Origin of the sequence: Xenophilus arseniciresistens (assembly GCF_028023875.1) — a bacterium.
GTDB classification, from domain to species: Bacteria; Pseudomonadota; Gammaproteobacteria; order Burkholderiales; family Burkholderiaceae_C; genus Xenophilus; species Xenophilus arseniciresistens.
Genome location: NZ_JAQIPB010000002.1, coordinates 472,498 through 491,452, shown reverse-complemented (window position 1 = coordinate 491,452; position 18,955 = coordinate 472,498). Strand labels below are relative to the sequence as shown.

21 protein-coding genes and 1 riboswitch are annotated in these 18,955 nt (G+C 69.0%); of the genes, 4 read left to right on the top strand and 17 right to left on the bottom strand.

The genetic code is table 11. The features are described from left to right. Nucleotides 1-209: 209 nt before the first annotated feature. Complete coding sequence (locus PGB34_RS06910; protein ID WP_271427326.1) at nucleotides 210-698, top strand: YciE/YciF ferroxidase family protein; 489 nt, start codon at nucleotides 210-212, stop codon at nucleotides 696-698. A 13-nt stretch (nucleotides 699-711) separates the two neighbouring features. On the opposite strand, the gene PGB34_RS06905 is transcribed toward PGB34_RS06910, so the two are convergent. The 4 genes from PGB34_RS06905 to PGB34_RS06890 all read right to left on the bottom strand — a co-directional run bounded on the left by PGB34_RS06905 (nucleotide 712) and on the right by PGB34_RS06890 (nucleotide 3,036). Further along, a complete protein-coding gene (locus PGB34_RS06905) occupies nucleotides 712-1,194 on the bottom strand; it encodes a DUF421 domain-containing protein (protein WP_271427325.1) in 483 nt (160 codons plus the stop codon). 112 nt (nucleotides 1,195-1,306) lie between these two features. Beyond that, nucleotides 1,307-1,876 carry a putative toxin-antitoxin system toxin component, PIN family gene (locus PGB34_RS06900; protein WP_271427324.1) on the bottom strand — a complete coding sequence of 190 codons (570 nt, stop codon included), beginning with the start codon at nucleotides 1,874-1,876 and terminating at the stop codon, nucleotides 1,307-1,309. Continuing rightward, nucleotides 1,869-2,120, bottom strand: a complete 252-nt coding sequence (locus tag PGB34_RS06895; protein WP_271427323.1) for a type II toxin-antitoxin system Phd/YefM family antitoxin — start codon at nucleotides 2,118-2,120, stop codon at nucleotides 1,869-1,871. The genes PGB34_RS06900 and PGB34_RS06895 overlap by 8 nt, the downstream gene beginning before the upstream one ends. Nucleotides 2,121-2,169: 49 nt before the next feature. Next, nucleotides 2,170-3,036, bottom strand: a complete 867-nt coding sequence (locus PGB34_RS06890) for an AraC family transcriptional regulator (RefSeq protein ID WP_271427322.1) — start codon at nucleotides 3,034-3,036, stop codon at nucleotides 2,170-2,172. 142 nt (nucleotides 3,037-3,178) lie between these two features. Between PGB34_RS06890 and PGB34_RS06885 the strand changes: the two genes are divergently transcribed. After that, a complete protein-coding gene (locus PGB34_RS06885; RefSeq protein ID WP_271427321.1) occupies nucleotides 3,179-4,444 on the top strand; it encodes an MFS transporter in 1,266 nt (421 codons plus the stop codon). A gap of 68 nt (nucleotides 4,445-4,512) precedes the next feature. Beyond that, a complete protein-coding gene (locus PGB34_RS06880; protein ID WP_271427320.1) occupies nucleotides 4,513-5,001 on the top strand; it encodes an EVE domain-containing protein in 489 nt (162 codons plus the stop codon). Here the strand turns inward: PGB34_RS06880 and arsC are convergent, their stop codons facing one another. Beyond that, a complete protein-coding gene (gene arsC, locus PGB34_RS06875) occupies nucleotides 5,002-5,376 on the bottom strand; it encodes an arsenate reductase (glutaredoxin) (protein ID WP_271427319.1) in 375 nt (124 codons plus the stop codon). It lies immediately after the preceding gene. A 48-nt stretch (nucleotides 5,377-5,424) separates the two neighbouring features. Here arsC and PGB34_RS06870 point away from each other — a divergent pair, with 48 nt between their 5' ends. Continuing rightward, nucleotides 5,425-6,258 (top strand): SAM-dependent methyltransferase, encoded by an 834-nt coding sequence (locus PGB34_RS06870; protein ID WP_271427318.1) that lies wholly within the window; start codon nucleotides 5,425-5,427, stop codon nucleotides 6,256-6,258. 15 nt (nucleotides 6,259-6,273) lie between these two features. Here PGB34_RS06870 and PGB34_RS06865 read toward each other — a convergent pair whose 3' ends face one another. From PGB34_RS06865 to PGB34_RS06810, 12 genes are all read right to left on the bottom strand, one after another. Next, nucleotides 6,274-6,963: a glutathione S-transferase family protein gene (locus tag PGB34_RS06865; protein ID WP_271427317.1), complete on the bottom strand. Its 690-nt coding sequence runs from the start codon at nucleotides 6,961-6,963 to the stop codon at nucleotides 6,274-6,276. Between the two features lie 72 nt (nucleotides 6,964-7,035). Then, the gene (locus PGB34_RS06860; RefSeq protein WP_271427316.1) at nucleotides 7,036-7,539 is read right to left on the bottom strand and encodes a 6,7-dimethyl-8-ribityllumazine synthase; all 504 of its coding nucleotides are present in this window, start codon (nucleotides 7,537-7,539) and stop codon (nucleotides 7,036-7,038) included. Between the two features lie 103 nt (nucleotides 7,540-7,642). Next, nucleotides 7,643-7,802: riboswitch (FMN riboswitch) on the bottom strand. A gap of 59 nt (nucleotides 7,803-7,861) precedes the next feature. Beyond that, complete coding sequence (locus tag PGB34_RS06855) at nucleotides 7,862-8,794, bottom strand: DMT family transporter (protein WP_271427315.1); 933 nt, start codon at nucleotides 8,792-8,794, stop codon at nucleotides 7,862-7,864. A gap of 88 nt (nucleotides 8,795-8,882) precedes the next feature. Next, nucleotides 8,883-9,770, bottom strand: a complete 888-nt coding sequence (locus PGB34_RS06850) for a sugar phosphate isomerase/epimerase family protein (RefSeq protein ID WP_271427314.1) — start codon at nucleotides 9,768-9,770, stop codon at nucleotides 8,883-8,885. 14 nt (nucleotides 9,771-9,784) lie between these two features. Beyond that, nucleotides 9,785-10,969 carry a dihydrodipicolinate synthase family protein gene (locus PGB34_RS06845; RefSeq protein WP_271427313.1) on the bottom strand — a complete coding sequence of 395 codons (1,185 nt, stop codon included), beginning with the start codon at nucleotides 10,967-10,969 and terminating at the stop codon, nucleotides 9,785-9,787. 11 nt (nucleotides 10,970-10,980) lie between these two features. After that, a complete protein-coding gene (locus PGB34_RS06840; RefSeq protein WP_271427312.1) occupies nucleotides 10,981-12,156 on the bottom strand; it encodes a Gfo/Idh/MocA family protein in 1,176 nt (391 codons plus the stop codon). Between the two features lie 51 nt (nucleotides 12,157-12,207). Beyond that, nucleotides 12,208-13,176, bottom strand: a complete 969-nt coding sequence (locus PGB34_RS06835) for a tripartite tricarboxylate transporter substrate binding protein (RefSeq protein ID WP_271427311.1) — start codon at nucleotides 13,174-13,176, stop codon at nucleotides 12,208-12,210. A gap of 236 nt (nucleotides 13,177-13,412) precedes the next feature. Continuing rightward, nucleotides 13,413-14,837 (bottom strand): enolase C-terminal domain-like protein, encoded by a 1,425-nt coding sequence (locus PGB34_RS06830; protein WP_271427310.1) that lies wholly within the window; start codon nucleotides 14,835-14,837, stop codon nucleotides 13,413-13,415. Between the two features lie 19 nt (nucleotides 14,838-14,856). Continuing rightward, a complete protein-coding gene (locus PGB34_RS06825; protein ID WP_271427309.1) occupies nucleotides 14,857-15,690 on the bottom strand; it encodes a sugar phosphate isomerase/epimerase family protein in 834 nt (277 codons plus the stop codon). Then, complete coding sequence (locus PGB34_RS06820) at nucleotides 15,687-17,228, bottom strand: tripartite tricarboxylate transporter permease (protein WP_271427308.1); 1,542 nt, start codon at nucleotides 17,226-17,228, stop codon at nucleotides 15,687-15,689. Before PGB34_RS06820 ends, PGB34_RS06825 begins: the two co-directional genes overlap by 4 nt. 59 nt (nucleotides 17,229-17,287) lie before the next feature. After that, entirely contained in the window at nucleotides 17,288-17,851 is a 564-nt protein-coding gene (locus PGB34_RS06815; protein WP_271427307.1) for a tripartite tricarboxylate transporter TctB family protein, read from the bottom strand. A 28-nt stretch (nucleotides 17,852-17,879) separates the two neighbouring features. Continuing rightward, on the bottom strand, nucleotides 17,880-18,896 hold the full coding sequence (locus tag PGB34_RS06810; RefSeq protein WP_271427306.1) for a Bug family tripartite tricarboxylate transporter substrate binding protein: 1,017 nt from the start codon (nucleotides 18,894-18,896) through the stop codon (nucleotides 17,880-17,882). Between the last annotated feature and the right edge of the window lie 59 nt (nucleotides 18,897-18,955).

Genomic DNA, 18,955 nt, shown 5'->3' with positions numbered 1-18,955 from the left:
CGACGCGCCGCAGCGCGAATGCCGACGATTGTGTCGCATGCAGCGATCGGTGCTGAAGCGGGGCTGCCACGCGTACTTTCGTGCGCCAGCCGCCGCCTGACGTGGGGCCCTTCGGGCGCGGACGACGTGCTGCGCCGCGCGCCTACACATGCGGCTGGCACGCGCACCAAGCATCCAGGGCTTCTCCATCACTTTCAAAGGAGCTTTTCATGCCGATCAAAGCCGTCCACGAACTCTTCATCCATGAGCTGTCCGACACCTACAGCGCCGAGAAGCAGATGACCCGCTCGCTGCCCAAGATGGCCAAGCACGCCACCGACCCCGAGCTGGCAGCGGCCTTCGAGGCCCATCTGGAGGAAACGCGCGGCCAGGTGGCGCGCATCGAGGAATTGGCCGAAGCGGCCGGCCTCAAGCTCAAGCGCATCAAGTGCGAGGGCATGGCCGGGCTGATCGAGGAGGCCACGTCGATGATGGACCAGGTGGAGGAGGGGCCGGTGCTGGATGCTGCGCTCATCGGCGCCGCCCAGAAGGCCGAGCACTACGAGATCGCGAGCTACACCTCGCTGATCCTGATGGCCAAGAAGCTGGGCCTGGCCCAAGCCGTGCCGCTGCTGCAGGCCACGCTCAAGGAAGAGCAGGCCACCGACCAGAAGCTCAGCGTGCTGGCCGAGGCACAGCAGATCGAGCAGGCGGCCTGAGGCGGGAAGCACCTCATTTCGAATGCTGCGGCGGCTCGCGGCGGCGCTGGACGCTCACGCTGCCGTTGGCTTCGAGGAAGACATAGCGCATGTCCTGCAGCTCGCAGTCGGCTTCGCGCAGCGCCTGTTCGATGTCGTTGCGCGAGACGCGGTGCTTCTTGCGCACGGTGTCGAAGATCGCGCCGTCGCGGCCCAGCAGCACGGCTTCGCCTTCCAGCAGCCTTTCGGCCGTGCGGCTGCGCGCGGTGAGCATGCCCACCAGCGCGTTCAGCGCAATCAGCACCAGGCACACCAGCAGGCCGCCAGGCAGGGAATGGTCGTCGCCGGTCATCGACGGGCCGGCGGCTTCGCTGATCAGCATCACCACCAGCAGATCGAAGGGCGTGAACTGGCCGACCGTGCGCTTGCCGGTCAGCCGCATCATCAGCAGCAGAACCGCATAGGCGACTGCAGCGCGCACCAGCAGTTCCCAGGCATCGAGTTCCAGATCCAGCATCTTTTTTCTGACTCCGCAGGCGCCGGCTCCAACGGCGGCCTGCAGAGTGTGCAAACGCTTGCGCGGATCGGGGGTAGGCGGCAGCCTCTTTGCTTGGCGGTGAACCCGCGCGTCAGGGCGAGGGTGCGTCCAGGCCGTGGCGCGCGCGCAGAAAAGCGGCCAGGCGCGCGGGCAGGGGCGCGAAGCCGGAACCGCGATAGCGGGGCGGGGGGCCTTCCTGCACGCGGTGGCCCGGCGCCTCGGAAGGGTCCTCGCCCAGGTATTGAAGGAAGTCGGTCGGCGACAGGATGGGCAGGCCGTGGAAGGGATGCAGGGCCAGCAGGTCGGCATCGCCGGTGATCAGCGCGTCGGCCTGGCCGTGCACCGCGACGTCCAGGAACTTGTCGTCCTTCGGGTCGCGGCAGGCGCGGATGGGGGTGGCGGGGTGGATGAGTTCGAGCAGCGGCGCCAGATATTCCAGGAACTCGCGGCGGGTCTGCGCAGAGGCAAAGCGGTCGAAGCGCGGGCGATGCAGCACGTCATGCAATTCGCCCAACGTGGCGGCGCTCATGAGCAACTTGCCGCCCAGCTGTGTGGCTTGGCTGACCGCCCGGCCTGCGGTGCCAGCAGGCCAGAAGGCGCGACCGATCAACACATTGGTGTCGACGACCCAGCGTCCGCTGCCCGCCAGGCGTTCAGTCATCGCGGGCCAGCAACTGTTCCAGGATCTCTTCAGTCATCCCATTGGCCTTGGCTTCGGCGGCCATCTGGTCGCAGTGGGCCAGAAAGCGTTCCACATTCAGCGCATGCAGCCGCTGGTATTCCTCGGGCGAGATGACCATCGCCACGTCCCGGTCGTGCCGGCGAATGACCACGGGCTGCCGCGCCGCCGCATCGAGCATGGCGGCGAAGTTCTGTTTGGCCTCGCTGGCGGAGTAACTGATCATGGCAATCCTCTGCAAAAGAAGAGATGGCCAAATTGTACAATTTGTACGGTCACTGCCGGGGCGCGGCACGCTGGCGCCGCGGCTGGAAGGCCGTCGGTGACTTGCCCGTGGCCTGCTTGAACATGGCGCAGAAGGCGCTGTCGGTGGTGTAGCCGCTGGCGGCGGCCACCTGGCTCACGGCCATGCCGCGGGCCAGCAGCGGCAGCGCATGGGCCAGCACGGCCTGCTGGCGCCACTGCTGCCAGCTCATGCCCATGTGGTTGCGAAACAGCCGCGCCACGGTGCGCTCGCTGGCGCCGATGGTGGCCGCACGTTCGGCCAGCGTGGCTCGGTCGGCGGGGTTGCGCAGCATGGCCTCGCACAGCATGCGAAGCCGCTTGTCCTGCGGCAGCGGCACGTCGATGCGGATCTGCGTCGCGCGCTCCAGCTCGTTCACCAGCAGCGGGGCGATCCAGCGCTCGCGCTGCGCGGCCTGCGCGTCGGCTGGCGGCCGGCCGTCGGGCGTGGTGTCCAGCGCCAGCAGCAGCGCGCGCAGCAGCGGGCTGATCTCCAGCACCTCGCAGCGCGTCCATTCGGGGCCCAGCCACCGGTGCAGGTAGACCGTGCGCAGCTCGGCGTCCTCGATCAGGTTGATGCTGTGCGGCACATCGGCCGGCACCCACAGCGCGCGCGAGGGTGGCACGATCCAGGTGCCGTCGGCGGTGCTCAGCCGGATCACGCCGCGGGTCGAGAAGGTCAGCTGCGGCCAGGGATGCGCGTGCAGCTCCACCTGCGTGTCGCCCGAGAGGAAATGCTCCTTGGCCCGCAGCGGGCGCACGGCATCGGGCATGTACAGGTGCGGCGTGAGCGGCCCTACGCTGTGGCTGGCTGCCGGCGGCGACGGGGCATGGCGGGCGGGCTCGGAACGGCTTGGCATGGTTTCGACAATGATTGTCTCTGTATCGCCATTCTGCCGCGATGTGCTGGCCTAGCATCGATGCAGTCACCCGAAGGCGCCCGGCGCCCACCGGGTTGGCTCACGACAACACCAAGATCTTTTTTCATCCGCAGCGACCGCCATGACTTCCTCCTCCGCTTCCGACGCGCCCCCATCCAGCCTCGGCTCCGACGCCCGGCTGATCGGCCTGGTGGGCATCGCGCATGCCATCAGCCATTTCAGCCAGTTGCTGCTGGCGCCGCTGTTTCCCTGGCTCAAGGACGATTTCGGCGTCAGCTACACGCAGCTGGGCGCGGTGCTCACGGTGTTCTTCGTGGTCTCGTGCATCGTGCAGGCGGCCTCGGGCTTCGTGGTCGACCGCATGGGGCCGCGGCCGGTGCTGTTCGTCGGCCTCGCGCTGCTGGGCCTGGGCGCCTTCGGCTATGCGCTGGCGCCCAACTACTGGGTGCTGATGCTCAGTGCCGTGGTCGGCGGCATTGGCAATGGCGTGTTCCACCCGGCCGACTACACGCTGTTCAACCGCAAGGTGGCGTCCACTCGTCTGGGCCATGCCTACAGCGTGCACGGCATCACCGGCAGCCTGGGCTGGGCGCTGGCGCCGGCCTTCGTGGTGCCGCTGGCGCTGGCCTTCTCGTGGCGCGTGGCGCTGGCGGCGGCCGGTGTGCTGGCCTTCGTGGTGCTGGCGCTGCTGTGGTTCAACCGCGCTGCGCTGGCACTGGAGGTCAAGCCCGTGCATCGGTCCGCAGGGCCTGCCGCAGCAGGTGCGGAAGCGGGCGGCGAGTTCGGCTTCCTGCGCATTCCCGCCGTGTGGATGTGCTTCGGCTTCTTCTTTTTCTACGCGATGGTCATCAGCGTGGTGCAGACCTTCGCGCCCGTGGCGGCCGGCAAGCTGCACGCCGTGCCGGTGGCGCTGGTGGCCATCTGCCTGACGGTGTACATGGTGGCCAACTCGGCAGGCATGGTGCTGGGCGGATTCCTGGCCTCCGACCCCGCGCGCTGCGAGCGCATCGTGGGTGCAGGCTTTGGCGCAGCGGCCCTCATCACGCTGGTGATGGCGCTGGCGGACTTCGCGCCCGTGGTGGTGCCGGTGCTCTTTGGCGCGATGGGCTTTGCCTCGGGTATCGCGGGCCCCTCGCGCGACCTGATCGTCAAGCGCTCGACGCCGGCCAATGCCAGCGGCCGCGTGTACGGCGTGGTCTATGCAGGGCTGGACATCGGCCAGGCGCTGGCGCCGCTGATCTTCGGCCGGCTCATGGACCACGGCCAACACCGCGCCGTGATCCTGGGCCTGGCGCTGGTGCAGGCGGTGCTGATCGCCAGCGCCTTCAACGTGCGGCGCGCCCGGCGCGAACTGCTGCCGGTGCCGGCCGCTTCCGCCTCCGCCTGAGGCCGGCGGCTTCTCGCCCGCATTCGGCGCATTCCCTCGCGATGCTTGAACCGTCAGAATCTGCGGCCATGAGCAGCGCCCCCACCGCCCCCCAGTACTGGCTGATGAAGTCGGAGCCCGATGAGTGCTCCATCGACGATGCGCTGGCCGCGCCGCGGCAGACCGTGCCCTGGACCGGCGTGCGCAACTACCAGGCGCGCAACTTCATGCGCGACCAGATGCGAGTCGGTGACGGCGTGCTCTTCTACCACTCGAGCTGCCCCGAGCCCGGCATCGCAGGCCTGGCGCGCGTGGCCTCGGGCGTGCGGCCGGATCCCACGCAGTTCGACGCCCGCTCGCCGTACTACGACCCCAAGTCGCCCGCCGATGCGCCGCGCTGGCTGCTGCTGGACGTGCAGGCCCTGCGCAAGACGCGGCTGCTGGGCCTGCCCGAGTTGCGCGGCGTGCCCGCGCTGGCCGACATGCGCCTGCTGCAGCGGGGCAACCGGCTGTCGATCACGCCCGTGACGGCGCAGGAGTGGGAGGCGATAGAGGGCCTGCTGGCTTGGCGTGGCTGATCAAGCTGCGGGCAGCAGATCCAGCACCAGCTCCTGCGGCCGGCACAGCTTTGTGCCCAGCGGCGTGCGCACCACGGGGCGGTTCATGAGGATGGGGTGCCTGGCCATCGCGGCCAGCAGCTCGTCGTCGCTGCGCGCGGCATCGCGCAGGCCCAGTTCCTCGGCCAGCGCTTCCTTCTCGCGCAGCAGGGCGCGCGCGCCGGTGCCCATTTCGGCAATCACGGCGCGCAGGCCGGCTTCGTCAAGCGGGGTCTTCAGATACTCCACCACCGTGGGCTCGAAGCCGCGTTCCTGCAGCAGGGCCAGCGTCTTGCGCGAGGTGCCGCAGGCGGGGTTGTGGAAGAGGGTGATGGGAAAGTCGGTGGCGGAAGGCATGGGGGGATTGTGGCGATAAGCGAAGGGCCGCACGCCATACTCGGCGCCATGTCCCTGTTCCTCCGGATTCCCCGCACGGCCACGCTTGCGCTGCTGGCCGCTGGCGCGGCCTGTGCCCATGCGCAGCTCTCTGAAGAAGTGCCCTTCATCACCACGCCCGACCATGTGACGCTGGAGATGCTGCGCATCGCCGAGGTGGGCGCGGCGGACCATGTGATCGACCTGGGTTCGGGCGACGGCCGCATCGTCATCACGGCCGCGCGCCAGTTCGGCGCCAGCGGCCTGGGCGTGGAGCTGGTGCCTGATCTGGTGGAAAAGAGCCGCGCCAACGCGCGCCGCGCCGGCGTGGCAGGCAAGGTCGAGTTCCGCACGCAGGACATCTTCGACACCGACCTCTCGTCGGCCAGCGTGATCACCATGTACCTGCTGCCCGAGGTGAACCTGCAGCTGCGGCCGCGCCTGCTGCGCATGGCGCCGGGCACGCGCATCGTCTCGCATGACTGGGACATGGGCGACTGGAAGCCCGACCGCAGCGTGAAGGTGGACGTGCCCGACAAGAAGGTGGGGCTGGAGAAGTCCAGCCGCATCCACATGTGGCGCGTGCCGGCCCCGGTCGAAGGGCTGTGGTGCGCGGGTGCCGGGGCGCTGCGATTCGCGCAGCGGCACCAGCAATACAGCGCGCAGCTGCAGCTGCCCGGCGCGTCGGCGCAGCGCTGGAAGGGCCGCATCGTGGGTGCCGAACTGCCGGCCCCCGTGGGCGGCCCGCTGCGGCCGGCCCTGCACTGGCGCGAAGGCGCGCTGGAAGTCAAAGCCGGTGTGGCGGGGCTGGCTGCTGGCACGCGCTTCGAGCGCGCGGGCGACAAGGCAGCTTGCGGCGCCTGATGACCCGCGCGCCGCTCAGTCGCCGGCCACGGCGTCGTCGGCCGTGAACGGAAACCGCTCGGCCCAGAAGGCCTGCAGGCGCGGCTCGGCGTCCACGCGCCGCACGGCGGCCATCAGGTGCGGCGCCTCCTTGGCAAAGCGCGCGCGGCGCGGCGTCCAGCGCGAGACCACGGCCACGTACAGGTCCAGCATGCCGATCCGCTCGCCCAGCAGGTAGGGTGCACCGGTCGGGGTGATGTCGCGCATCTGCCGGTCCATCAGCTGCCAGCAATGGGCGATGCGTTGCGCGCTGAGTTCCAGCAGCGCGGGCTGTGCGGCTGCGTCGGGCACCAGCCGCGAGGGCTCGTCACGCACCCAGAACAGCGCATAGATCTGCGTGGCCACGTAGCTCATCCAGCGCAGGTACTGGCCGCGCAGCGGATGGTCGATGGCCGGCGCCAGGCCGGCCTGCGGATGGCGGTCGCCCAGCCAGATCAAGAGGGCCGCGCTTTCGGTGAGCAGCTCGCCTTCGGGCGTGCGCAGGGCCGGCACCTGGCGCGCGGGGTTCACCTGCGCCGCGCGCTCGCGCTCGGCCTCGCTTTCCCAGGGCGCCATGTCCACCGTCTGCACGGGGGCGCCGATGAGCGTGAGCGCGGCATGGACAGGCACCGCGCCGGAGCCCGGCGCGCCGTACAGCGTGTAGTGGGGTGCAGCGGCGTCGGTCATGCGCGCAGTGTGGCGGGCTGCACCCGGGGGCGCAAGCGCGCGGGCGCAGCAATGCGCCCTTCGCCTACGCGCTCAGCCGGCCAGCAGCGCGTCCACCTGCTGCAGGCCCGCGATGGTCTTCACGCAGGCTTGCGCCGCCTCGGTGCCCTTGATCGCGAAGTGGCGGTGGAAGTACTTGCGGTGCTCGATGTGCTCATGGAAATGGTGCGGCGTGAGCACGGCGGAGATCATGGGCACGCCCGTGTCCAGCTGCAGCGTCATCAGCGCATTGACAACCGTGGTGGCCACGAACTCGTGGCGGTAGATGCCGCCGTCGACCACCAGCGCGCAGCACACCACGGCCGCATAGCGGCCCGAGCGGGCCAGGCGCTGCGCGTGCAGCGGGATCTCGAAGGCGCCGGGCACGTCGAAGATGTCGATGCGATCGCGCGCAAAGCCCTGGCGCGCCATCTCTTCGAGGAAGGCGTCGCGCGCCTGGTGCACGATGTCCGAATGCCACTGTGCTTCGACGAGCGCGATGCGCTGGTCGCCCGAAGCGACGGTGGAGCTGAGGGGAAGGTCGTTGAGCTGACTCATGGTGCCTTTTGTCTTGAAAAGGGGTTTCCTGAATCAGGGCGCTTGAACGCACGAGCGCATGGCGGCCGCCTTGCCGCCAAGGCAAGGCCGACCGCCAGGGCGATCGCGCTCTCTTTCATCCGGACTGTGACCGTCGGCCCCGGAGTCACACCGGGTCTGCTGACATCCGCATGACTGGCACACGGACCGCTCGCGGGCTTGTGCGACGGTTGCCCGTCGCCATCACCGCCGGTGGGGAATTCCACCCCGCCCTGAGAACGCTTGCGGCGCGCCAGAGGCGCGCTGCGGCCGCGATTCTAGGGAGCGGCCAAAGACCGCGCTGTCACCCCGGTTGCGCACCCGCCGCGGCGCGGCGGGCCCGGCCGCGCTCGCCGCGCATCACCAGCAGGCCCGAGACGACGAGCAGGGCGATGCCCAGCAGGCCCCACATGTCGGGCACATGGCCCCAGACCAGGTAGCCCAGCAGCACCGCAAACAGCAGGCCGCTGTAGCGGAAGGGGGCCAGCAGCGAGATCTCGCCCAGCCGCAGTCCGCCGATCAGGAGCAGGAAGGCGCCGCACAGGAAGCCGGCGCCCAGCGTGATCAGGCCCAGCGTGGGCAGCGTGACCGGCTTGACGCCCTGCATCGGCAGCAGCAGCGCCGCCAGCAGGCCCAGGGCCAGCGCACTGGACAGCGTGGCCACGGTGGAGGGCAGGGTGGGATCGAGCCGGCGCGTGAGCAGGTCGCGCAGCGCATGCAGCAAGGTGCCGGCCAGGCACAGCAGTGCCCAGGCGTTGAAGCCCTCGCCGGTGGGGCGCACCACCAGCAGCACGCCCGCAAAGCCCACGCCCACCGCGGCCCAGCGCATCGGCGAAGCTTTTTCGTGCAGGAAGAGCACGGCGAACAGGGTCATGAACAGCGGCGCGCCCTGGTTGATGGCCGTGGCATTGGCCAGCGGCAGCTGGAACAGCGAGAACAGGTACATGGCCGTGCCCAGCGCATCGGTGGCGCTGCGCGCCAGCACGCGCGGGTGGGCCAGCTGCGGCACGCGGCGCAGCACGCCCTGGTGCCAGGCCAGCAGCAGCATCAGCAGCACCACGATGGCACTGCGCATCACGATGAGCTGGGCCGAGGGCAGGATCTGGCTGACGTACTTGGCCACTGCGTCATTGGCCACGAAGAAGCCCGAGGCCCCGATCATCATGAGCACGGCGCGCAGCGCGTGCGGGTGGCGGTGGGGCGCGGCGGCCAGGGGCTTGGAGGTGGAAACGGTCATGCGGGCGCGAGCATAGGGGCGATGCGCGCGTCGTGCTGGCGCTGGGTCAAAACCAGGCGCCGCCACGGTGCGTTGCTGCAGCAGCGCCTCAGACCACGCTGCGATGGCGCTCGATGCAGGTGGCCAGCGTTTCTTCGCCGCTGCGCTGCCACCAGTCCAGGCTCGAGAAGATCTCGACTTCGCTGAAGCCCGCAAAGCCCGCGGCCTCCACCCAGCCGCGGATCTTCTTCAGCTCGATCACGCCGTCGCCCATCATGCCGCGGTCGTTGAGCAGGTCGCGCGTGGGCGTGAGCCAGTCGCAGACGTGGTAGGCCAGCAGGCGCGTGTTCTTCGCGTCGCCGGCACGCGCGATCTGCTGCGCGAGCTTCGGGTCCCACCAGGTGTGATAGACGTCCAGCGCCACGCCCAGCATGCCGCTTTGCTGCGCATCCAGTTCGTCGCACAGGTCCAGCGACTGCTCCAGCGTGTTGATGCAGGCGCGGTCGGCGGCCTGCATGGGATGCAGCGGCTCGATGGCCAGCGGCATGCCCACTTCGCGCGCGTACTCGAGGGATGCCGCGATGCCGTCGCGCACCTCGGTGCGTGCGCGCGCGAGGTCGGTGTAGGCCGCCTTGCCGTTCAGCGCGCCGGGCAGGGCGCCCACCACCAGCACCAGGCAGGCGGCGTTCAGCGTCTTGGCTTCGTCGATGGCGCGGCGGTTGTCCTCCAGCGCGGCCTTGAGGCCCGCGGCGTCGGGCGCCGGAAAGAAGCCGCCGCGGCAGTAGCCCGACAGGCCGATGCCCAGCGCCTTGAGCTGGGCCGCGACCTTGTCCAGGCCCACGGCCGCCACCTGGTCGCGCCAGGGGCTGATGGCGCGCACGCCGGCGGCGGCGCACTGGTCGATGAGCCGGTCCAGCGGCACTTCGGCGCCGGCCTGCTTGCGGATGGTGGCCGTGTTGATCGACAGCCAGTCGTGGTTGGCGGAGAAGTCGCGCATCGCAGGCTGCTCGTTCAGGCGTCGATGCCGTACACGGCCAGCAGCGACTTCATGCGCTGCACCGCCAGCTCGGGCTTCTCGAGCACGTTGGCCGCATCGGCCAGGCGGAACAGCTCGGCCAGGTGCTGCAGCGAGCGCGTGCTCTGCTGGCCGCCGACCATGCTGAAGTGCTGCTGGTGGCCGTTGAGCCAGGCCATGAAGACCACGCCGGTCTTGTAGAAGCGCGTGGGCGCCGCAAAGATGTGGCGCGACAGCGGCACCGTGGGGCCGAGGATCGCGTGGAACTTTTCTTCGTTGCCCTGCGCCAGCTCGCCCAGCGCCGCGCTGGCCGCCGGCGCGATGGCGTCGAAGATGCCCAGCAGCGCGTCGCTCTGGCCGTGCATCACTTCGCTGCCCCAGCCGTCGCCGGCGATCAGCTCGGCATAGTTGAAATCGTCGCCCGTGTACATGCGCACGCCCGCGGGCAGCCGGCGGCGCATCGCGATTTCCTTGTCCTTGTCGAGGAGGGAAATCTTGATGCCGTCGACCTTGCTCGGGTGGGCGGCGATCACGGCCAGGGCCGTGTCCATCGCGGCATCGACGTTGTCGCTGCCCCAATAGCCGGCCAGCGCCGGGTCGAACATCGGGCCCAGCCAGTGCAGCACGACAGGCTGTTTCGCCTGCGACAGGATGCGGCCGTAGACGCGCTCGTAGTCGGCCGGGCTCCTGGCCACGCGGGCCAGCGCGCGGCTGGCCATGATGATCAGCTTGCCGCCCAGCTTCTCGATCGCGGCCATCTGCTCTTCGTAGCCGCGGATCACGTCGTCCACGGTTTTCACCGCGTCGATGTCCAGGTGGTCGGTGCCGCAGCCCGAGGCCACGAAGGCACCCGGGTGGTCCTTGGCCGCATCGAGCGAGCGGCGGATCAGCTCCAGCGAAGTGGGCCAGTCCAGGCCCATGCCGCGCTGGGCCGTGTCCATGGCTTCGGCCACGCCCAGGCCCAGCGACCACAGGTGCTGGCGGTAGGCGATGGTCGCGTCCCAGTCCACGGCGGCCGTGAGCCAGGGGTCGACCGCGGCCAGCGGATCGGCCACCACATGCGCGGCCGAGTAGGCGATGCGGTTGAACTTCAGGCCCGCGGGCGGGCGCGCCAGCGGCGTGCCTTGCAGCGCGTAGTCGGCCAGACTGGCAGGCGTGGGCAGCTTGATCGAAAGAGCCATGGCGTGTGTCCTCAGACGTTCAGGGCCGGCACGTCGATCCAGCGGCGTTCCTTCCACGAGGCCAGCGCGGCCTCGACCAGCTGCACGCCCTTGGCGCCTTCGGGCAGGGTCCACTTGTAGGGCGCGTCTTCCACCACGTGGCGGATGAAGTGCTCCCACTGGATCTTGAAGCCGTTGTCGTAGACCTGCGAGTCCGGGATCTCCTGCCACTGGTCGAAGAAGTTCATGTTCTGCTTGATGTCCGGGTTCCACACCGGGCGCGGCGTGGCCACGCGCGACTGGGCGCGGCAGCTTTGCAGGCCGGCGACGGCCGAGCCGTCGGTGCCGTCCACATGGAAGGTGACCAGGTCGTCGCGGCGCACGCGCGTCGCCCAGCTCATGTTCAGCTGCGCGATCACGTTTTCGCCGTTGTGGCCCTTCAATTCGGCCGTGGCGTAGGCAGCGTCGTCGGCCGTGGCCACGTACTCCTTGCCGTTCTCGTCCCAGCGCTTGGGGATGTGCGTGGCGCCCAGGCAGGAGATGGACTGCACTTCACCGAACAGGTTGTCCAGCACATAGCGCCAGTGGCACATCATGTCCAGGATCATGCCGCCGCCGTCTTCTTCGCGGTAGTTCCAGCTCGGGCGCTGGATGGGCTGCAGATCGCCTTCAAACACCCAGTAGCCAAACTCCAGGCGCACGCTGAGCATGCGGCCGAAGAAGCCGGCGCGGCGCAGCATGTCGAGCTTGCGCAGGCCCGGCAAAAAGAGCTTGTCCTGCACGGCGCCGTGCTTGAGGCCCGTGGCCTTGCCGGCCTCATCGGCCAGGCGCGCGATCTCCACCGCCTCGTTGAGGTTGGTGGCGATGGGCTTTTCGCAATACACATGCTTGCCCGCGCGGATGGCCTTGGCCAGCAGCGTGGGGCGCATCTGCGTGGTGCCGGCGTCGAAGAAGACGGTGTCGTCCTTGTTGGCCAGCGCGGCGTCCAGGTCGGTGCCCCAGCGGGCGATGCCATGGGCCTTGGCCAGTGCCTCGATCTTCTCGGCGTTGCGGCCGATCAGGATCGGGTCGGGCATCACCTTGTCGCCGTTGGACAGCGTCACGCCGCCTTGCGCGCGGATCGCGACGATGGAGCGGATCAGGTGCTGGTTCATCCCCATGCGTCCGGTGACGCCGTGCATGATGAGTCCGAGTCTTTGGGTAGCCATGTGTGTGCCTGCTGAGGGGAAAAGGGAGAAAGGGGATGAAAAAAACGGCGCTTACTGCGCGGGCGAGAGGCCGGCAGCCTTCACCAGCGCCGCGTTGCTCTTGATCTCGTCGCGGATATAGGCGTCGAACTGCTCGGGCTTGAGCGTCCAGGCGTCGGCGCCCAGCTTGAGGAAGCGTTCCTTGACTTCGGGCGTGGCCAGCGCCTTCACGACTTCGTCGTGCAGGCGGTTGACGATGGCCTTGGGCGTCTTGGCCGGGGCCATCATGCCGATCCAGAAGTTGAACTCCGAGCCCGGCACGCCAGCTTCGGCGGTGGTGGGCACGTCGGGCAGCGCGGTGGCGCGCTTGGGCGAGCCCACGGCCAGAGCCAGCAGCTGGCCGTCCTTGATCTGGCCGATGACCGGCGAGATGGGCGAGAAGTAGTAGTCCACGCGGCCAGAGAGCACTTCGCTCACGGCTTCGCCGGATCCCTTGAAGGGGATGTTCGTCGCGTCGATCTTGGCGGCCATCTTGAACTTCTCGGCGTTCAGGTGCGTGGCGCTGCCCTGGCCGGCGGAAGCGAAGTTCAGCTTGCCGGGCTCGGCCTTGGCGCGGGCCACGAGGTCCTGCACCGACTTGATGTTCTTGCTCGGCGAGATCACCAGCACGTTGGGCGTGCTGCTGATGGGCGTGACGGGCGCGAAGTCGGCCAGCGTGTCGAAGGGCAGCTTGGCGAAGGTGGAGGGGCTGACCGTGTGCGAGGACGAGTGGATCATGATCGTGTAGCCGTCCGGCGCCGCCGTGGCCACGACCTGCTGGCCGATGGTGCCGCTGGCGCCGCCGCGGTTGTCCACCACCAGCGTCTGGCCCATGCTCTGGCCCATCTTGTCGGCGATGGCGCGGGCAATGATGTCGGTGGTGCTGCCGGCGGCGAAGGGCACCACCACGCGGATCGGCTTGTTGGGGTAGCCGTCCTGGGCGAAGGCGGCGGTGCTCAGGCTCAGTGCGGCCAACGCGGGAAGAAGGGTTGCGAACTTCATGATGTCTCCGTGTCTGTGCAGGCCCTGCAGGAGCCTGGGGCTTGTTTAATTCACTGTTTGGTGAATTGAATGTGAATTTTAGGATGAGCCGTGATAGGCGCCAAGCGCTGCTAGCGGTGGGTATGTGATGGTTTTCCCTAGTATTTAGGACGTGATGTGACCGGGAACCTGTGGGCGCGAGCCCACGCCGGTGCACACGCCGCATGCGCGGCGGCTCGAATTAACCGATTGGTGATTTATGCCGATGCCATGGGCTGCAGCGTGCCCCAGTGCGGATGGGTGGCCGTGGCAAAGCCCACCGCCGCATTGAGGCTGTCCAGCGCCAGTTGCCCGGCCCGGATGTGCAGGCGCGGGTGGCTGGCGCTCTGGTACAGGTCGGCATGGGCGCTGGCGAAGGCCTGCGCTTCGGCGGCTGGCGCGGTGCCGAAGCCGTCGACGTAGTGATGGCCATTGCGCTCCACGTGGCCCAGTCCGATCAGGCCGACCAGGGCCAGGTCCTGCTGCACGGCCAGTCCGGCCTGCGTGGTCAGGTCTTCCGCCGACATGAAGTACGCGGCTTCGCGGCCGTCGCGCCGGGCCTGTTCGTTGCGCTGGCGGCAGCGCGCCGCGTTGAGGAGCGAGCGGTAAAGGCCCTTGCAGGCCTTGCTCGACACACCCGTGTAGCCGCAGGCCAGCGCACGCGGGAAGGCGTCCAGCGTGGCGTCGGACTCGTCGATCAGCACCGGCCGCATCGCGGCCAGCGGACGCACGTCGCTGCTCAGTGCCAGGGCGCGCGGCAGCGGCTGCTCGATATAGAGCGTGGCCTGCGCCAGCCGGTGCAGGGCGGGTGTGGCCTGCACGCGCTGCCAGAAGGCCGCAGCGGCCGTGGCGTCGGTGAACTGCTCGTTGCCGTCGAGCGTGATCCGGTAGCTGGGCAGCGTGTCCAGCACCTGCGCGATGCGTGTCAGGCGTGCAATGTCCGGCCCGGCATCGCCCGCCACCTTGAGCTTGAAGTGGCGGCAGCCGGTTGCGGCCACCACTTCCTGCAGGCTTTCAGGCAGGCCGTCGTCCAGCCGCTGCGCGATGTCGGCGTTCGTGATCGGGTCCAGCATGCCCACCGTGTGCCGCAGGGCGATGGTGGGCGCAGGCGCCAGGCTGGCCAGAAAGGCGCCGAGGTCGAAGCCGGCCAGGTCGGGCGTGAGGCGCGCATCGATGCCCGGCAGGTTGCGCTGCAGCGCCGTGTGAAAGGGCAGCCCCTCGGCCCGGCACAGCGCGTCCAGCAGGGCCTTGTCGATCAGGGCCGGGCCGAAGCAGGCGATCAGCGGGTTCAGGCCCTCGCGCGCGGCGGCGTCGATCTGCCGCTGGTAGTGCGCGCTGAAGTGGCCGAAGGCGTCGCGCGCCCCCGCATCGGCCAGGTAGGCCTGGCGCGCAAGCCGCAGCGCGCGGCGCAGTTGCTCGAAGTTGTCTTCGTTGCTCAGCGCCAGGTTCTTGTCGAACCACTTGGGCGCCAGCAGTTCCGCCGCGGCGCCTTCGGCGTTGCGGCCGTCGGCCGTTTCGATGCGCACGCGCACGAAGGCCTGGGGGCAGGCGGTGAGCGTGACCACGCCGAAGCGAAAGGGCAGGCGCATGTGAACGCCGCGCTCGTAGAACTGGATGTCGGTGATGCGAAAGGGAATGGACATGGGCGCCTTGTGCCGTGCTTCAGCAGCCGAGGGCTTCGCGCAGGCCGCGCAGGTAGCCGGCCGCGAAGGCTGCGCAGCCGGGGCCGTCGGGCAGGTAGTCGAAGGGTTCGACGCCGATGGCGCCGGCGTAGCCGTGGCGATGCAGCGCCGACAGGATGGGCGCGAAGCGCATCGCGCCCTGGCCGGGGCCGCGCCGGTTGGGGTCGTTGAGCTGCACATGGCCGATGAGGTCGGTGGGCAGCCACTGGTCGATGAGGGCGGGCACGTCCTGCGCTTCGCTCAGGCCGGCGGCGCTGCAGTCGAGCATGGTCTTGAGCGCCGGCTCATTCACCGCCCGCACGATCTGCGCGCCCTCGGCGAGGGTGTTGATCACCGGCGTTTCGCGCGGCGACAGCGGTTCGATGCAGTAGATGACGCCCTCGCGCGCGGCCGCGCGCGCGGCGCGCGCCAGGCCTTCCTGCAGGCGTGCGAGCGCGGTGGCGTGGCTGTCGCCCTCGGCGATGGCGCGCTGGCGCGGCGAACCGTGCACCAGCACCGCGCCGCCCAGTTCGGCGCACAGCCCCACCAGCCGCTCCATCACCTGCACCGTGCGCTCCCGCAGGGCGGGGTCGGGGCTGGTGAGCGACAGGCCCTCGGGCTTGACCAGCAGCCAGTGCAGGCCGGTCACGACCAGGCCGAAGGATTCGACGGTGGCGCGGATGCGCGCCGCCTGCGCACTGCCGATCCGCTCGGGCGCATCCGACAGCGTGAAGGGCGCGATCTCCAGGCCGTCGTAGCCCAGCGCGGCTGCCGTTTCGCACTGGCGCTCCAGCGGCAGGCTGGCCAGCACCTCGTTGCACAGGCCGATCTTCATGCGCCGGCCTTGCGTCCGAGCAGCGTGGCCAGCCGGTTACCGACGGCAGCGACGGCAGCCTTCACGGCCGCCTTGAAGGCCGGCACGTACATCAGGATGGTGAAGACCGTGACCACCGCGAACACGATGCAGATGGGCCGCGTGATGAAGGGCAGCAGGCTGCCGTCCGAGAGCACCAGGCCGCGGCGCAGGCTCTTGTCCAGCAGGTGGCCCAGCACCAGGCCCAGGACCAGGGGCGCCATCTCGTAGCCGCGCCGCCGCAGGAAGAAGGCGCCGATGCCGATCGCGAGCATCACGTACACATCGAACAGGCGCGAAGCCGTGGCGAAGGCGCCCACCGTGCACAGCACGAAGACGATCGGCATCAGGATGCCGCGGCGGATCTTCAGCACCTGCAGCAGCGGCCGCACGCCGAACAGGCCGAACAGCAGGATGGTGACGGAGGCCAGCGTGGTCATGGCCACCACGTGGTAGATGAACTGCGGGTTGTCGATCATGAGCATCGGGCCCGGCTGCACGCCGTGGATGATCATGGCGGCCATCAGCACGGCCGAGGGGGCCGAGCCCGGAATGCCCAGCGCCAGCGAAGGAATGATGTGGCCAGGAATGGAGGACATGTCGCCTGTCTCGGCGGCCATCAGTCCGTCGATGGAGCCCTTGCCGAACTCTTCCTTGTTCTTGCTCAGCGCCTTGGCCGATGCATAGGACATCCAGGCGCCGGCATCTTCGCCCACGCCGGGCAGCAGGCCCGTGGCGACACCGATGATCCCCGAGCGCAGCACGGTCCAGCGGTACTGGATCACTTCGCGCCAGCGCGGCAGCACGGAGTCCTTGAGGTCGGCGATCTTGCGTTCGATGGGGTCGGCCAGCGTGGTCAGCACTTCCGCCAGCCCGAAGGCGCCGACCAGTGCCGGGATGAGGCCGATGCCACCGGAGAGTTCGTCCCAGCCGAAGGTGAAGCGGTCGTAGGCATACAGGCTTTCCTGGCCCACCTGCGCAAGCAGCAGGCCCAGCAGCCCCATCAGCCAGCCCTTGATCGGATCGCTGCCCACGATGCTGCCCGACATGGTCACGCCGAACAGGGCCAGCCAGAAGAACTCGAATGCGCCGAACTTCAGCGCCACCTCGGCCAGCATGGGCGTGAAAAGTGCCAGGCAGACCACGCCGATCAGCGTGCTGACGAAGGCGCCGCTGGTGGCGATGCCGATGGCGCGACCGGCCTGGCCTTTCAGGGCCAGTGCGTGGCCGTCAGCGCACGAGGCTGCGTTGGCGGCGGTGCCCGGGATGTTCAGCAGGATGGCCGTGCGCGAGCCGCCATACAGCGCGCCCACGTAGGAGCAGATCAGCACCAGGATGGCGTCGTTGGGGCTGAGCTTGATGGTCAGCGTGGTCAGCAGGGCAATGGCCAGCGTGGCCGAAAGGCCCGGAAGAATGCCCATCACGATGCCCACGAACGCGCCGCCGAGGCCGTACAGCAAGGTCATGGGATTGAGGAAGCTCAGATAGGCTTGGCCGAGGTCGGACAGTCCTTGCAACATGGATCAACCTTGAGAGAGAAGGCCCGCTCGGGCGCAAGAGGACGGGATGCGGGGCTCTGTCAGGGCAGCCGGACCAGGAAGACCTGTTCGAAGACCAGCCAGACGATCACGGACATGCCAACGCCGATCACCAGCGCCTTGAGTCCGCTGCGCAGGTCCAGTCGGCGCTCGGCCGGTTCCTGGCTCATGCGCTGGAAGATCAGGATGGAGGCGCTGATGTAGACGGCAGAGGCCAGCCAGAAGGGCAGGCCATGCCCCACCAGGACCACCGAGTAGCCCACGCACATGGCGATGGCCACGGCCACGCGCCGGCGCTGTTGTGCCAGCAACGGCGAGGCGGCCGGCAGGGCCGCAGTCAGCGCGCCCCTGCGAAGGCTGCGAACGGCCATCAGCGCGCCCAGCAGCATCAACCCGATGCCCAGCAGGCCCGGCAGCAGGCCGGGCACGGTGTAGGGGTTGATGTCCTGGCTTTCGAGCCGGTCCATGCGCAGCGCGCCCACCAGCGTCACCACGCCCAGCAGCATCCAGCCGATGGCGTCCTTGAAGTCGGAACGGGGGTGTGCGGCTTCATCGGCACCGCCTTGCTCGGCGGACTGCGCTTGCGCGCCGATTGGCGAACTCATGTCGGCGTCCCTGGCAGGCGAACCCATCTCAGGGCTTGGGAATGCCGACCGTGTCCGGCGACACCTTCGCCTTGCCAGCCGCGAACAGGTTCCAGGCATTGGCCTGCACGGCTGGCTTGACGGCCTGTTGCGCGGCCTCGCCCGACAGCGGGCTGAACAACGCGCCGCGCTGGCGCGCGTACTTCATCAGCGCCTCGCTCTTGGTGATCTGCTCGTCCCAGATCTTCGTGACGGTCTTGACCACGTCGTCCGGCACACCCTTGGGGATGAAGATGCCGAAATAGTTGGGCGGTGCGCTGAAGCCCGGCACCTGGGCCGAGAGCGCAGGAATGGTGCCGTAGCCTTCGAGCTCCAGCGGCTTGTCGCTCACCGTGGCCAATGCGCGCAGGCGCTTGCCGCGGATCATGTCGGCCTGCTCGACGGCCAGCTGTGTGGTGACTTCGGTTTCGCCAGACACAGTGGCCACCACGGCGGGGTTGCCGCCGTCATAGGACACCTCGCGGTACTTCACCCCCGTGGCCTTGGAGATGAAGTCCATCGCGTTGTGGCCCGCCGATGTCACGCCGGCGGTGGCGACTGTGATCTTGCCCGGCTTGGCCTTCATCGCTTCGATCAGATCCTTCGCGTCCTTGTAGGGCGAGGAGGGGTTCACGCCGATGACCTGGATGTTGGCGACCGAGAGGAACAGATGCCAGTCCTGCATGCGGGTCTTCAGGCTGCCCAGGGTCTCGTAGGCCCCCAGATCCTGCGCGGCACCGGCCGTCCAGGTATAGCCGTCCTTGGCCGCATCAAGCGCGCTCTTGGTGCCGATGGCGCCCGAGGCGCCGGGCTGATTGACGATCACGATGGTCTGGCCCAGCGCCTTTTCCATCTCCAGTGCCGCCACGCGCGTGACCTGATCGGTGGAGCCGCCGGCGGCCCAGGGCACGATCAGGTTGATGGGGCGGGTCGGCTTCCATTGCGCGAACACGCAGGTGGTGGCCAGGGTCAGCGCCGTCAGAACGGCGGCGCGGCGGGCGAGGCCCGCGGGGGAAGGCTTGCTCATACAGTGTCTCTGGCTGTTGTAATTAACTGTTGAGTTAATTTTGGCGCCCTCCGCCCGGC